Below are 13,561 nucleotides of genomic sequence, written 5' to 3'. Positions count from 1 at the left end.
CAAGAACTATCCCATTTTTTCATATCTTGTTAGCTTTAGTCATCAATAAACTAACTAAATGAAAAAAAATCTCTACCTATTGGCCTTGGCCATGTTTTTAGGGTTTTCAACGCTTTTCGCGCAAGACAAGAAGCAAGAAACCGACAGTACCAAAAAAGCAACCAAGGAACTTCCTTTGGAACCTGAAAGATCAATCTCCTTTACCACCGAAGAGGGCACTTGGCTTTCTTTGGACGTAAGCCCAGATGGGAAAACCATCATTTTTGATATGATGGGCGATTTATACACCATCCCCGTACAAGGTGGAAAAGCTACCAAAGTCACCGAAGGAATGGCCTATGATGTACACCCAAGGTATAGCCCCGATGGTAAGTCCATTGTATTTATTTCCGATAAAAGTGGATCCGATAATATTTGGACCATGGATTTGGAATCCGAAGAAACCAAACAGATCACCAAGGACAGCAACCAGAATTTCTTTTCGGCCGATTGGAGTCCTGACGGTGAATATATTGTCGGTGCACGCGGTCGCAGAAACATAAAACTGCACATGTACCATAAAGATGGCGGCAGCGGTGCACAGCTGATCGATAAACCGGACAATCTGAAAACCATCGACCCAGAGTTTGCCCCTGACGGCAAGCTCATTTATTTTTCAAGAAGGATGAGGGCATGGAACTATAATGCACAACTGCCTCAATATCAATTGGGCACTTATAGTATGGATGATGGTGGCGTTTCTACCATCACCTCCCGCTACGGTTCTGCATTCACCCCTACCCTTTCCCCAGATGGCAAATGGTTGGTATACGGAAGCCGATTTGAAACAGAAACAGGACTTGTACTGAGAAACTTGGAGAATGGTGATGAGCGTTGGTTAGCGTACCCGGTTCAAAGGGACGAACAGGAATCCATTGCTCCCCTGGGCGTATTGCCAGGTATGGCCTTTACTCCAGACAGTAAAAATTTAGTCGCCAGTTATGGAGGTAAAATATATACGATCAATATTGACTCCAATACGGCCACAGAAATACCTTTTGAAGTAGATGTGAACATTGAGTTGGGACCACAACTCAAATTTAAATACCCTATTGAAGATACCCCTGAAGCACTGGTCACACAGATTCGCGATGGAGTACCCTCGCCAGATGGGAGTAAATTGGTCTTTACAGCTTTAAACAGACTTTATGTGATGGACCTGCCCAACGGAACACCGGAGCGATTGACCAAAAACGATTTTACAGAAGCACAGCCCACGTGGTCGCCAGATGGGGAAAGCATTGTTTTCGCCTCTTGGGAAACAGACGGTGGTCATTTGTACAAAGTGAATGCCGATGGACGTGGAAGGGCTCAAAAATTAACCGAAGAAGCGGCCATTTACAGTAACCCTGCGTGGTCCTATAAAAACAACCGAATAGTATTCACCAAAGGTTCGGCACAAGTGTATAGGGATGCCATTGGACCAAGGGCCAGTGGTGCACAAGAAGATTTGGCATGGATTTCGGCAGATGGTGGAAAAGTTACCGTTATTGACAAAGCAGAGGGGCGTTCAAATCCGCACTTTACCAAAGTGGACGATCGTATTTACCTAAACAAAGGAAAAGACCTACTCTCCATTCGTTGGGACGGTACCGATCAAAAAGAACATTTAAAATTAAGTGGTATCACCACGTATGGTTCCTCCTCTTTTGGCTTTCATGATGAAAATGGAGGGCACAATATCCTGCCAGGTTCAGAACAATACCAGGAACCACAGGATAAATCGTCTTCACCATCGGAAATAAAAATATCCCCTGATGGGACCACAGCACTGGCCAAGATCAACAATGATATTTACACGGTGACCATTCCAAAATTTGGAAAAACTCCTAAAATTTCGGTCGCCAATGCCGATAAAGCAGCATTTCCGGCCAAAAAACTGACCGTGATGGGCGGTGAATTCCCTGCATGGGCCGGTAACAGCAAAGATGTACATTGGTCCTTGGGGTCAAGCCATTTTATCTATAACATCCCAGCAGCTGAAGCCTATGCGGACAGCGTAGCTACCGCCAAAAAAGAGGCCGAAAAATTGGAGGATGAAGAGAAGGATGAAGATGACGAGAAAGATGAGGATAAAGAAGACAAGGAAGAAGATAAAGGCTATACAGCAAAGGAATTGAAGGTAAAAGTAACCTACACCAAAGATATTCCCGAAGGTACGGTACTGCTTAAAGGCGCCAGGATCATTACCATGAAAAATGATGAGGTCCTTGAAAACGGTGATATCCTAATTGAAAACAATCGCATAAAATCAGTAGGAACATCGGGATCTTTGGATGTGCCCAGGGGAACCGTTGAAATAGATGCCAACGGTAAAACAATTACCCCGGGCTTTGTGGATACCCATGCCCACATGTGGCCCAATTGGGGAATCCATAAAAATCAGATATGGATCTATTCCGCCAATTTGGCCTATGGTGTAACCACTACCCGCGACCCACAAACGGCAACTACCGATGTGTTGACCTATTCCGATATGGTGGATGCCGGTATGATGCACGGTCCACGTGTATACAGCACCGGACCCGGTGTCGGTTATTGGGCCTATAAGATCAAATCGTTGGAGCATGCCAAAGAAGTGTTGAAACAATACAGCGAGTACTACGACACCAAAAGCATAAAAATGTATTTGGTAGGAAATCGTCAAATGCGCCAATGGATCATTATGGCGGCCAAAGAATTGGAGTTAATGCCCACTACCGAAGGTGGATTGGATTTTAAACTGAACATGACACAAATGTTGGATGGATACCCGGGGCATGAACATTCCTTCCCTATTTATCCCATTTATAAGGATGTCGTGCATTCCGTTTCCGAGTCCAAAATGGCCGTTACCCCTACCCTTTTGGTATCCTACGGTGGGCCATGGGCGGAGAACTATTATTATGCGACCGAAGAACCCTATCATGACCAAAAACTCCAATACTTCACTCCTTACGAAGAGTTGGCACAAAAATCACGCAGAAGGGGCGCTTGGTTTATGCCCGAAGAACATGTGTTCCCCAAGCATGCCGAGTTTATGAAAGATTTGGTAGAAGATAATGGACTTGGCGGTGTTGGAAGCCATGGTCAGTTGCAAGGATTGGGCTACCATTGGGAGCTATGGTCCGTGGCCAGTGGCGGCATGGAGAACATGGATGCCCTAAAAGTAGCCACCATTTTGGGTGCCGAAGCCCTTGGCTTGGACGGTGATTTGGGAAGTATCGAAGAAGGTAAATTGGCAGACCTCCTCATTATGGATGAAAATCCGTTGGAGGATATACGTAACACCAATACGCTTACCCATGTGATCAAAAACGGTAAGGTCTACGATGCGGGCACGCTTGATGAAGTGGCACCCGTGAAAAAAGAAGCAGAACCCTTCCACTGGCAAACCAAAAAACCGGAAGGCGTACCAGGTATGCAGAAATAAGAACATACCTTTATAAAAAGTAAAAGGCGCACTGATCAGTGCGCCTTTTTTTAAGTCTTTACTTTGTCAACTACCCCAACCCCTCGACCAATTGCAAAGCCTTGTCGATCTCTGCTTTGGAATTATAAATATGAACGGAATGGCGAAGCATCTTGCTCCCCACTGAACGGGGCTGCAAGCGCTCTTTTTCCCACATATATTTCTGTAGTTCGGGACCCGACATGCCCTCCACACCATAGGTAGTGATGCCAGCGGCCATAGCTTCATTAGTGGAGGAGTAAAAAGTGACATGTTTCATTTCCTTGAGGCCATCGCGCAAATAGTTGCCCAGTTCCTTTACCCGGGCCAACCACACATCATGGCCGATGGTATTAAAGAAATCCACAGCGGCTTCATAGCCCGCCATAAGACCGGCGTTTCCGGTGCCATTTTGCATCAAACGGAAACCGTGATCATCTTGATTGTCCCAGTTATAACTCGCAATGGTGGTCCAGATATCGCCCACCACATCCTTATTGATGTACAACAACCCGCTGCCCGAAGGGGCCAAAAGCCATTTGTGCAAACTGGAGTAATACGCATCACAACCAATATCTTTAACATCCACGGGAATTTGTCCCACACACTGCGCTCCGTCCAAAACGGTGAAAATGTCCCGTTTTCTGGCCTCGGCACAGATTTCTTTAACGGGCATTACAGTGCCAAAGCCCGATACGATATGTGGAATAGCAATTACTTTGGTCTTTGGCGTGACTTCCTTAAAAATAGCATCCACAATTTCCTGAGGGTCGTTGGCAGGTTCGGGCATGGTGGCCTGTTTGTACACACAGCCTTTACGTTTTGCCAAGAGTTGCCAAGCACCAAAACCACCGCCGTGTTCTTGGTTCGTATTGAGTAACTCGTCCCCGGCTTTTAGATCAAGACCCATGCCCACGTAGTTCATGCCAAAGGTGGCATTTTGTGTCAGGGAGATTTCCTTAAAATCACAGTTGATGATCTTGCCCAATTTGGTTCGCAGTTCCTCGTAGGGAAAATAGCCTGTCAACAACTCAGGGCCCGACCCGTTTTTATAGTCCACCGTAGCGGCTTCCACGTTCCAGTGCATCATATGGTCGAACATTTTATCGAGCACATACCCTGGCGTTGGCCCCATGGTACCGTTGTTAAAGTAAGTCTGTCCTTCTTTCAATGGAAACTGTTTGCGCACCATGTTCCAATAGGCCTCATCTTTGGGAGCATTGGTTTTTAGAGATTGAATGGACCAGTCTTTTTGGGGGTCAAAAGATAATAAGGGCAAGGACAACATGGCCGCTGCCCCCTGCCTTAAAAATTTTCTGCGTTGTGACATATCGGTTGGATTGATTGCTTCTAAAATAACCAATATTCCCCAATGTTAAACAACCGACTCGGACATTGCCAAATACTATTTTGAAACAATCATACCTTTTAAGGACCATAAAACGGAAAGAACATCTTTCTTAGAATCCTCATCAATTCCGTTTGCATCCAAAGCAAGCATAATATCATCCATTACATGAAAATATTCACCTGGACTAATATTCATTCCTGTATGAGCAGCTACCATGTCCAAACCGGTATAATTTGCTGGACCACCACTGCCCATGCTGAAAAAATCAATAGTATGATCTTTTATTATCCGTAAACGCTCCTGTTGGTCTTTTAAAGGCAGAAACCTGGCATTTACCGCAGGGTTCTCCATATGATTGTTTACAGTGGTATCCACAATGGCGGAAATACCTTCTCTTCCTCCAAGTCGTTCAAAAAGTGTGCGTTCCATTTTATGTTTGTTTAGGTTGTTACGTGTACCAAAATATCGTTTATGGCAGAGGGTAAACGATAATTAAATTAATAGAAATGGGAAGGAGAATTTTATTGGGCAGATATTTATCCGCCTATATTTCAACAAGTTAATGAAAATATATTAAACCATGGAGGTTAGCTGGGATTAATAGTGCCCCTTGGATACCTAGGCACAAAAAATGTTCCTATGAAGCTCAAATATCCAAAAAGATCTTTTCAAATAAGAAATCAGCTGAGGTTCACTATCCGTTTTATCAATTTAAACAGGGCTTTTCAAAGAAAATGCAAATTCTTTGAAAATTTGACATCACTTCTTGCCTTTTTACTTCATTACCTTTAAACAATCCCTTAAATTTAGGGAGCTAATTCAAAACAATGAAAAATAAATTACTTCCCTTACTCCTTCTTTTAGGAGTAATCAGCGTCTCGGCCCAGGACAACATTATTGGGTTCAGTGAAACAGCTTCGGAAGCACAAGAACAGCTCGAAGCAGCATACGAAAAACAACTTTCCGCCGACAATCTCGACCAATGGATGAAACGCATGGCCGCCGAACCCCACTGGGTAGGTACAGAATATGGCGAAGAGAACGTAAAATGGATGGAAAAGCAGTTTAAATCGTGGGGGTACAAGACCCGTATCGATACTTACCAAGTGCTTTTTCCCTATCCCAAGGTACGGGTGCTGGAGCTGACTGCTCCCACCACATATACCGCCTCTTTGGAAGCCATTCCCGTGGAGGGTGACCCCTACACGGCGCAGGGCGATAAACTGTTGCCCAGCTACAACGCCTTTTCTACCGATGGCGACGTAGAGGCCGAACTGGTCTTTGTAAACTACGGTATTCCCAGTGACTACGAAGAACTTGAAAAAATGGGCATCGATGTAAAAGGAAAGATCGTTATTGCCAAATACTACGGTTCTTGGCGAGGCATCAAGCCCAAACTGGCTGCCGAAAAAGGGGCCATTGGCTGTATCATCTATTCCGATCCGGAAGATGATGGCTATTACCAAGGCGATGTATACCCCAAAGGTGCCTTTAAGAACAAAACAGGCGTGCAGCGCGGTTCCGTAATGGACATGCCCTTGTATCCCGGCGATGTATTGACGCCCGGCTATGCCGCCACCAAAAATGCGAAACGTTTGGACCGCGAAGAGGCCCCGACCATTACCAAAATCCCGGTACTGCCTATTTCCTACGAAGATGCACAACCTTTATTGGAGGCATTGGAAGGCCCTGTGGCCCCGGCTTCTTGGAGAGGTGCTTTGCCCCTTACCTATCATATTGGGCCTGGACCTGCCAAGGTACACCTGAAATTGGAATTTGACTGGCAATTGAAACCTGCCCACAACCTGATCGCTACCTTGGAAGGCGATGAATTTCCGGACGAGTGGGTGATCCGTGGCAACCACCACGATGCATGGGTACACGGTGCCAGCGATCCCATTAGTGGTATGGTCGCCCTAATGGAAGAAGCCCGCGTAGTGGCCCAATTGGCCAAAGAAGGCAACAAGCCCAAGCGTACCATGGTCTACTGTGCCTGGGATGCCGAAGAGCCCGGACTTATCGGTTCCACCGAATGGGTGGAGGACCATATTCCAGAGTTAAAGGAAAAGGCCGTGGCCTACATTAATACCGATGGTAACAGCCGTGGGTATTTGGGCGTTGGAGGTTCCCACTCCCTACAGGCCATGGTGGGCCAAGTGGCCAATGCGGTGACCGACCCGCAAAAAGGCGTTTCCGTTGCGGAGCGTCGCAAGGCCGCCAATGTAATGCGCGGTGGCGACAACTCCTTTAAATTGTCCGCTTTGGGCTCTGGTTCGGATTATACGCCATTTATACAGCATACGGGCATTGCCTCGTTGAACTTGGGCTACGGTGGCGAAGGCCGTGGTGGGGAATACCACACCATTTACGATACCTACACCCACTACACCCGTTTTAAAGACCCTGGTTTTGACTATGGTGTGGCTTTGGCCAACACCGCAGGGCGTATTTCGTTACGTTTGGCGAATGCCGAGGTACTGCCGTTTGAACTTACCCAATGGCACAGCACCATTGAAGGCTATTTGGGCGAAGTAATGAAAACATTGGAGGACATGCGTGCCGAAGTGGAAAAACACAACAAACTGGTAAAGCAGGATGCTTACCAACTGACCATGGACCCCAAAAAACCCGTGGCACCCGCAAAAATGAAGGACGAAGTACCCTATTTGGACTTTTCGCCCATACAAAATGTGGTTGCCGATCTAAAGAAAAGTATAGCCACCTTTTCCAAGGCCGATGTACTTGCCCTGTCCAGCGCCAAAAAGGCACAACTGAACCAAGAGTTGATGGGTATGGAGCAGGTATTGCTGCAGGATAAGGGACTACCCCGTAGGGATTGGTTCAAGCACCAGATCTACGCCCCCGGATTTTACACCGGGTATGGGGTAAAAACACTTCCAGGCGTGCGCGAGGCCATTGAACAGAAGGAATGGAAAGAAGCACAGGAACAAATCGGGGTATTGGCCACTACCCTAAAGAATTTTAATGCGCAGGTACAACAACTGAACAGCATAGTGCAGTAATTGGATTCCGCTGAAAAACCAAAAACGCCCCTTGCAATTTTTGCAAAGGGCGTTTTTATTGGATGAATACCTAATCCGGCCTGTTGATTGGGTTGTACAGTGCCAACTAGTCCTTCAATGATTTCATATCTATGACAAAACGATATTTGACATCGCTTTTGAGCATGCGTTCATAGGCGGTATTGATGTCCTGGATGTTGATCACCTCCACATCCGAGGTAATGTTATGCTCGCCACAGAAATCCAACAGTTCTTGGGTTTCGGCAATGCCCCCGATCAAGGAACCTGCCACGCTTTTTCGGCCCATGATCATGGGCACGGTGACCAACATGGGATCCAATGGACCCAAATAGCCCACCACCACTAAGGTTCCGTTGGTGGCCAAGGTGGCCACATAAGGGTTAAGATCATGCTCGTAGGGCACGGTATCGATGATCAGATCGAACTGGCCTGCGGCCTGTTGCATTTGGGCTTCCTCCGTGGAAATGACCACATGGTCCGCACCCAAGGCCTTGGCATCGTTTATTTTATTGGTGGATCGCGAAAACAAGGTCACCTCGGTACCCAAGGCCGATGCCAATTTTAACGCCATATGGCCCAAGCCGCCCAAGCCTACCACGGCTACCTTGCTGCCCTTGCCCACCTTCCAGTGGCGCAACGGGGACCAGGTGGTGATACCAGCACAAAGTACAGGGGCCACGCCCGCCAAATCCAGATTTTTGGGAACGCTAAGCACAAAGTCCTCGTCCACTACAATTTTTTCGGAATAGCCGCCATGGGTAGGGCTGTTCAAATGCTTGTCAAAGCCTCCGTAGGTGCCCACCCACTCGGGGCAGTACTGTTCTTCATCGTTTTTGCAACTCTGGCAGCTACGGCACGAATCCACCAAACAGCCCACAGCGACAATATCGCCCACTTGGTGTTTGGAAACCCCGGAACCCACTTGGGTGACCTTGCCCACAATCTCGTGGCCGGGAACCACTGGGTATTGGGTCATGCCCCAATCGTTTCGGGCAAAATGAAGGTCGGAATGGCAGACCCCACAGTACAGGATATCAATTTCCACGTCCTTTTCGAGGACCGTTCTTCGGTCGATCTGCATTTGTTTTAGGTCGGTTTCGGCAGACTGGGTGCCAAAGGCCTTTACGGCTATAGTGTCCATAATGTGTTCTGTTTTAGTTGTGGTTTTTTTAAATGTACAAAACTTTGAAGTTGCCTGTGCTTCTTTTTTAGGGGAAACCTGTTCGTAGGGTAATCTGTTTTTGTGGCATCTTTTGCTTTTTTGTTTTTTTCGCGGGCATGGACTACCTTGCCCAGACCCAAATGTTATAAACACCTACCATGAACGTACGGCTTACCAAAGAACAAAAGATCAAAGTGCTCAACTCCGCGGACATATACAAGATCATGCAGCAGGTATTGCTGCGCGAAAACAAGATACGCCGCAACCAAGAGCATTTTTGGGTGGTGGGCCTTAACCACAATAACAAGATTTTGTTTGTGGAACTGATTGGATTGGGGGCCAGCAACCGGGTGAATGCCGACCCTCCCGATGTGTTCCGGATGGCGATCTACAAACTGGCCAGTAAACTGATCTTGGTGCACAACCACCCCAGCGGCTCGCACGAGGTTACCGATGCCGATATTACCTTTACCGACCACATGCTAAAAGCGGGAAAATTGATCAAGGTGGAAGTACTCGACCATTTGGTGATCACCGAAACTAATTACACCAGTTTTGCCGACCAAGGGGTGATGGACGAGCTCCTAAAAAACGGCCTGTTTGAAATTATGGGCCCCGAAAGGCAGGAACTGGAAGCCTTTAAGTTGGAAACGGAACGCAAACGGGCTGAAAAAGAAAAAGCCAAAGCTATTGCCAAATCCTTAAAAGCAAGTGGTATGTCCGATGCCGACATTAAAAAGCACACAGGATTGAGCTTGAAGGAGATTGGGAGGATATAAAAATCTATTCAAAAACTAGATTGATTTATTCCGTAAGACTCTTTCCGATATAGGAAAGTTCAATGTGATATTTTGCACTTGCCTTATGGTCGAATTCGATATGATTTTGCGCATTTAACAAAGCCTCTTCTCTGTTATTACCTTTAATTATAAAAGTGTACGAATCACAACCACTGCCTTCTGAATTTTTCAACGCAACTGCTTTATAATCTTTCAGCATAATTTTAATCTGTTAAAAACAAGCTTGCTAATTCTCCTCGTTTTAAAACCACAAAAGTTTCTGGTTGTTTAATAGAATAAACCAACTCGTCTTCTTTCTCGTAATACTCAAGAACCAAACATGCAATACCGTCTAATGATGATTTATCTGGATTGTCAAAATCCTTTTCATCTACGATATAAATTTTTTTAGCATCCTTTATTTCATGCACAAAAAGTGGTCTTTCTCCCTCTTTTATTGCTTTAGACAGGTTTTTTCTTTTGTTCATTTACTTTCTTATCAAGCTATAGTTTCTACTTTTTTCTAAAATTTAGAATATCCATTATTCTTCCTGTACTTTTTTGTCAACTTTTTTCAAATTCACAAACTTAATTCGTCTTTTAGAGTATCTAATTGCATCATTGGTAGATATCATCGTTGCTATCAAACTGTAAAAAAACAAAAAACAAAAAATCACCACTATCCATTCACTAAAAACAAAGCATTTATTTTCAGATAACTTAAAAGTTATAAGAATGTATGTAAATATTGAATATAACAGAGCGATAAATAAACTCCCAACAGTCCATCTAAAAGAACCTATTAAAGCAGTAAAAAGACCCGTTTCTTCTAAAAAAGAAACAAACTCATCATCACTTGCTCCTATAATAAAAGCTAGAGCCGCAAAGAAAATTGAAAATATTATGGATAACACTCCTATACCCATACTCAACAAATCTTTAATCAAATTACCATCTACCCAAGATTGCAAAAAAAACAAACAAGCTATTGTCAAAAACAAAGCTATAATTGTATCGTATGATAATATGTATCTCTTTAATAGTTTCATTGTTTGTACTTCTATTACTTGCAGAGAAAAAATGCCATATTGATAATCAGTTTTTTTAGGTCTGAACTTATTACCAAAATTTAATAAATCAAAAAGAAGTGCATTTTTATCAACATCTCCATCAGTTATGCGATTGTAATTTAATCTTCCAAAATAAAATGTTTCCATTAATTGATTGGTTGTGTTGTTAGTAGGTTTTTTAAATTTTTATTTTGAGGGAAGTACTCAAATATAATTATTGATGCTTAAACCTCATTGCATAAAAACCTTATTAAAACTGGGGTTTTCCCTTAATACAATCAAAAAAAACCTAAAAAGAGCTTTCTCTAACATTCCAAAAAATCCAACGATCCCATCTACCCTAAAAAGCAAGCATACCCTGCACCCGTTCCAACAGCTCATCGGCCATAGCAGGGTCCAACCCATAATCCTGTAAACTGCCCACCGGGTTTTTAAAACTCAGTTGGGTGGTAGTTTCATCCAGTTGGTGCAGTACCAGTTTTAAGGGGATATCGTTTATGGCCAAAGGGTCGTTCGCCATGATCTGGGCAATATATTTGGGCTCAAAAAAGAGCAATTGGGTTAACGGGGGTATACGCACCCCATGTTTGGCCACAATGGCCTGGGTGTCAATTTCGTGCAGGAGTAAAAAGCCGTGCTCCACAATGCGTTTTTTCAACGCTCCGTACAATTGCCCAAAGGGCACGGGCAGGGTTTGGTGTATTACATGTGCTTTCATAACAAAAGGTTACGCCATGGCGGCACGGGCAAAGCCCACGGTTTCGCGATAGGTTTTGGGCGAGATGTCCGCATTGTTCTTAAAAAATCGGCTAAAGTAGTGCTCGTCGTCGTAGCCAAGGTCGTAAGCGATCTCCTTTATCGTTTTGTTGGTGAGGTACAGTTCGCGCTTGGCCTCTATAATGATCCGTTCGCTGATCAGGTTGGTCATGGTCTTGTTAAAGTGGTTCTTGGTCATCTTGGCCAAGGCCTTGGGGCTAATGTTCAACAGATCGGCATACTCCCCGGCGGAGTGCTTGGTCTTGTAGTGCGTCTCTATCAGGTTCTTGAGCTTTTGCAGGATAAAGGGCTCTTTTTCGTCCGATGTGCCCTCCAAGGCTTCAGGCTGTTGCTTGGCCTTGGCGCGGGAGGCCGTGATCAAAAATATTTTAAGGTAAGAGACCAACAGCTCGTACTGCGCCAGCTCCGATTTTTGCACCTCGGTGTACATCTGCTCCAGCATCAGTTCAAAATTTTGGCACATTTCCTCGGTAACACAGAGCATGGGCGGACTGTAAATATTGTTAAAGAGCACCCCATTGCAGGCCACCTGTTCGTGGTGCTTGTGGATGCAGAAAAAATCCGGATGAAAATTCAACACTACGCCCTCCAACGGTTCTTCCTCGGTAATGGTAAAAGGTTGATAGGGCGTTACGGCAATTAAGGTATTCGGCGTAAAGGTGTACTCCAAAAAGTCCACATGGGCGGTGCCCCTCCCCTTTTTTATCCAAATCAAGGAATAGTGATTCAACCGGTGCGTATCGCAGAACTGGCAGCTATCGTCAAAAGTGGATAGCTTAAAGGCCAGGTTTCCCGTTTGTTCGTCGATGAGCGTGTTGGTGTTGTAGATGTCCATTTTTTGATTTTATAGATTGAATTTGTCAGGTCGAGCGCAGTCGAGACCGCACAATGAGCCATTGAATTTGATGACTTCTCGACTGCGCTCGAAGTGACAATGCCTTGAAACTCATCAAAGTCTTCTCTCCGATGCTGCGATCGGCAGGTCGTTGATACTGGCAAAGCGCTTTTGCATAAGCCCGTGCTCGTTGAATTCCCAATTCTCGTTTCCATATGCGCGAACCCACGCTCCTTCGGCATTCTGGTATTCGTATTCAAAACGAACTGCAATCTTATTGTCGGTATAGGCCCACAATTCCTTTCTTAATTTGTAATTTTTTTCTTTTTGCCACTTCTCCGTCAAAAAGGAAACTACTTCCTTGCGCCCGTTGATAAACTGGGAACGGTTGCGCCATTCGGTGTCCACCGAGTAGGCCTTGCTTACCTTTTCGGGGTCTTGGCTGTTCCAGGCATCTTCGGCCAATTGTACTTTTTCGCGTGCGGTTTCCTCGGTAAAGGGTGGCAGGGGATATTTTTTTTCTATTTCCATGGTCGTGAATTTTTAAAACAAAAAAGGGCAGGACCTATGGCGGGGCCCTACCCTATGAGCTAATTAAAACTACTTGCTACGTTGCACTTTGGGCCAGTTGGCGTGTGCCGCCTTTTTTAGCACCGAAGTACGTTGTGCCCAATCTTCGTAGGTATTGAAGGGCTCTCCGTTAAAAGGTCCGTTAAAGAACAGGTACAGTTTACCATCGATCACCGCATATGTTTCCGGGTTGATGGGAAACTTGGCCTCTTTTGCCCCAATGCCCCAGGCACAATAGCCATCAAACTGGGGTAAATAATTGTTCGGGGATTTTTTAAAGGCATTTTGGTTCGCCTTGCTGGCAAAATAATACGTAGCACCATGATGCTTTACCGCATAACTTTTGCTGCCTTTTTGTGCTTCTCCAGTAAAATAGGAGACTACATCGTACCCACCAATGGCCAGACCGTTATCGTCTACCGGAGGGGTTTGGGCCTGCACACTGATAGCGGCAAACCATAAGAATCCAAAAAGAAAAAGATTTCTAAACGTTTTCATTTGTAT

Annotated in this window: 13 protein-coding genes; 3 read left to right on the top strand and 10 right to left on the bottom strand. The window is 45.2% G+C overall.

The genetic code is table 11. The annotated features are described in order from the left end of the window. Nucleotides 1–58 precede the first annotated feature (58 nt). The gene (locus J0X13_RS04970) at nucleotides 59–3,451 is read left to right on the top strand and encodes an amidohydrolase family protein (protein ID WP_207070337.1); all 3,393 of its coding nucleotides are present in this window, start codon (nucleotides 59–61) and stop codon (nucleotides 3,449–3,451) included. 70 nt (nucleotides 3,452–3,521) lie between these two features. On the opposite strand, the gene J0X13_RS04965 is transcribed toward J0X13_RS04970, so the two are convergent. Further along, nucleotides 3,522–4,799, bottom strand: coding sequence for an aminotransferase class V-fold PLP-dependent enzyme (locus J0X13_RS04965; protein WP_207070336.1), 1,278 nt, complete (start codon nucleotides 4,797–4,799; stop codon nucleotides 3,522–3,524). A 75-nt stretch (nucleotides 4,800–4,874) separates the two neighbouring features. Continuing rightward, complete coding sequence (locus tag J0X13_RS04960) at nucleotides 4,875–5,249, bottom strand: group I truncated hemoglobin (protein ID WP_207070335.1); 375 nt, start codon at nucleotides 5,247–5,249, stop codon at nucleotides 4,875–4,877. 398 nt (nucleotides 5,250–5,647) lie between these two features. On the opposite strand from J0X13_RS04960, the gene J0X13_RS04955 reads away from it, so the two are divergent. Further along, nucleotides 5,648–7,843, top strand: coding sequence for a transferrin receptor-like dimerization domain-containing protein (locus tag J0X13_RS04955; protein WP_207070334.1), 2,196 nt, complete (start codon nucleotides 5,648–5,650; stop codon nucleotides 7,841–7,843). 106 nt (nucleotides 7,844–7,949) lie between these two features. Here J0X13_RS04955 and J0X13_RS04950 read toward each other — a convergent pair whose 3' ends face one another. After that, nucleotides 7,950–9,005, bottom strand: coding sequence for an NAD(P)-dependent alcohol dehydrogenase (locus J0X13_RS04950; protein WP_207070333.1), 1,056 nt, complete (start codon nucleotides 9,003–9,005; stop codon nucleotides 7,950–7,952). Between the two features lie 179 nt (nucleotides 9,006–9,184). Between J0X13_RS04950 and J0X13_RS04945 the strand changes: the two genes are divergently transcribed. Further along, nucleotides 9,185–9,805, top strand: coding sequence for a JAB domain-containing protein (locus tag J0X13_RS04945; RefSeq protein WP_207070332.1), 621 nt, complete (start codon nucleotides 9,185–9,187; stop codon nucleotides 9,803–9,805). 25 nt (nucleotides 9,806–9,830) lie between these two features. Here the strand turns inward: J0X13_RS04945 and J0X13_RS04940 are convergent, their stop codons facing one another. The 7 genes from J0X13_RS04940 to J0X13_RS04910 form a co-directional block, all read right to left on the bottom strand. After that, nucleotides 9,831–10,025: a hypothetical protein gene (locus tag J0X13_RS04940; protein ID WP_207070331.1), complete on the bottom strand. Its 195-nt coding sequence runs from the start codon at nucleotides 10,023–10,025 to the stop codon at nucleotides 9,831–9,833. A gap of 4 nt (nucleotides 10,026–10,029) precedes the next feature. Next, nucleotides 10,030–10,293 (bottom strand): hypothetical protein, encoded by a 264-nt coding sequence (locus J0X13_RS04935; protein WP_207070330.1) that lies wholly within the window; start codon nucleotides 10,291–10,293, stop codon nucleotides 10,030–10,032. A gap of 54 nt (nucleotides 10,294–10,347) precedes the next feature. After that, on the bottom strand, nucleotides 10,348–11,022 hold the full coding sequence (locus J0X13_RS04930) for a hypothetical protein (protein WP_207070329.1): 675 nt from the start codon (nucleotides 11,020–11,022) through the stop codon (nucleotides 10,348–10,350). A gap of 193 nt (nucleotides 11,023–11,215) precedes the next feature. Beyond that, nucleotides 11,216–11,593, bottom strand: coding sequence for a DUF302 domain-containing protein (locus J0X13_RS04925; RefSeq protein WP_207070328.1), 378 nt, complete (start codon nucleotides 11,591–11,593; stop codon nucleotides 11,216–11,218). Nucleotides 11,594–11,602: 9 nt separating this feature from the next. Next, nucleotides 11,603–12,487 carry a helix-turn-helix domain-containing protein gene (locus J0X13_RS04920; RefSeq protein ID WP_207070327.1) on the bottom strand — a complete coding sequence of 295 codons (885 nt, stop codon included), beginning with the start codon at nucleotides 12,485–12,487 and terminating at the stop codon, nucleotides 11,603–11,605. A gap of 114 nt (nucleotides 12,488–12,601) precedes the next feature. Beyond that, entirely contained in the window at nucleotides 12,602–13,018 is a 417-nt protein-coding gene (locus J0X13_RS04915) for a nuclear transport factor 2 family protein (RefSeq protein WP_207070326.1), read from the bottom strand. A 69-nt stretch (nucleotides 13,019–13,087) separates the two neighbouring features. Further along, a complete protein-coding gene (locus tag J0X13_RS04910; protein ID WP_207070325.1) occupies nucleotides 13,088–13,555 on the bottom strand; it encodes a YHS domain-containing (seleno)protein in 468 nt (155 codons plus the stop codon). Nucleotides 13,556–13,561: the final 6 nt, after the last annotated feature.

The sequence above is a fragment of the [Muricauda] lutisoli (nom. illeg.) genome (assembly GCF_017313105.1).
Classification (GTDB): domain Bacteria; phylum Bacteroidota; class Bacteroidia; order Flavobacteriales; family Flavobacteriaceae; genus Flagellimonas; species Flagellimonas lutisoli.
The sequence above is the reverse complement of the archived record's forward strand: the minus strand, read 5'-3'. Positions and strand labels throughout refer to the sequence as shown.

Coding starts and splice junctions, on each gene's coding strand:
- J0X13_RS04910 (WP_207070325.1), bottom strand. CDS start 13,555: ATGAAAACGTTTAGAAATCTTTTTCTTTTTGGATTCTTATGGTTTGCC.
- J0X13_RS04950 (WP_207070333.1), bottom strand. CDS start 9,005: ATGGACACTATAGCCGTAAAGGCCTTTGGCACCCAGTCTGCCGAAACC.
- J0X13_RS04960 (WP_207070335.1), bottom strand. CDS start 5,249: ATGGAACGCACACTTTTTGAACGACTTGGAGGAAGAGAAGGTATTTCC.
- J0X13_RS04925 (WP_207070328.1), bottom strand. CDS start 11,593: ATGAAAGCACATGTAATACACCAAACCCTGCCCGTGCCCTTTGGGCAA.
- J0X13_RS04965 (WP_207070336.1), bottom strand. CDS start 4,799: ATGTCACAACGCAGAAAATTTTTAAGGCAGGGGGCAGCGGCCATGTTG.
- J0X13_RS04915 (WP_207070326.1), bottom strand. CDS start 13,018: ATGGAAATAGAAAAAAAATATCCCCTGCCACCCTTTACCGAGGAAACC.
- J0X13_RS04930 (WP_207070329.1), bottom strand. CDS start 11,022: ATGGAAACATTTTATTTTGGAAGATTAAATTACAATCGCATAACTGAT.
- J0X13_RS04940 (WP_207070331.1), bottom strand. CDS start 10,025: ATGCTGAAAGATTATAAAGCAGTTGCGTTGAAAAATTCAGAAGGCAGT.
- J0X13_RS04955 (WP_207070334.1), top strand. CDS start 5,648: ATGAAAAATAAATTACTTCCCTTACTCCTTCTTTTAGGAGTAATCAGC.
- J0X13_RS04945 (WP_207070332.1), top strand. CDS start 9,185: ATGAACGTACGGCTTACCAAAGAACAAAAGATCAAAGTGCTCAACTCC.
- J0X13_RS04920 (WP_207070327.1), bottom strand. CDS start 12,487: ATGGACATCTACAACACCAACACGCTCATCGACGAACAAACGGGAAAC.
- J0X13_RS04935 (WP_207070330.1), bottom strand. CDS start 10,293: ATGAACAAAAGAAAAAACCTGTCTAAAGCAATAAAAGAGGGAGAAAGA.
- J0X13_RS04970 (WP_207070337.1), top strand. CDS start 59: ATGAAAAAAAATCTCTACCTATTGGCCTTGGCCATGTTTTTAGGGTTT.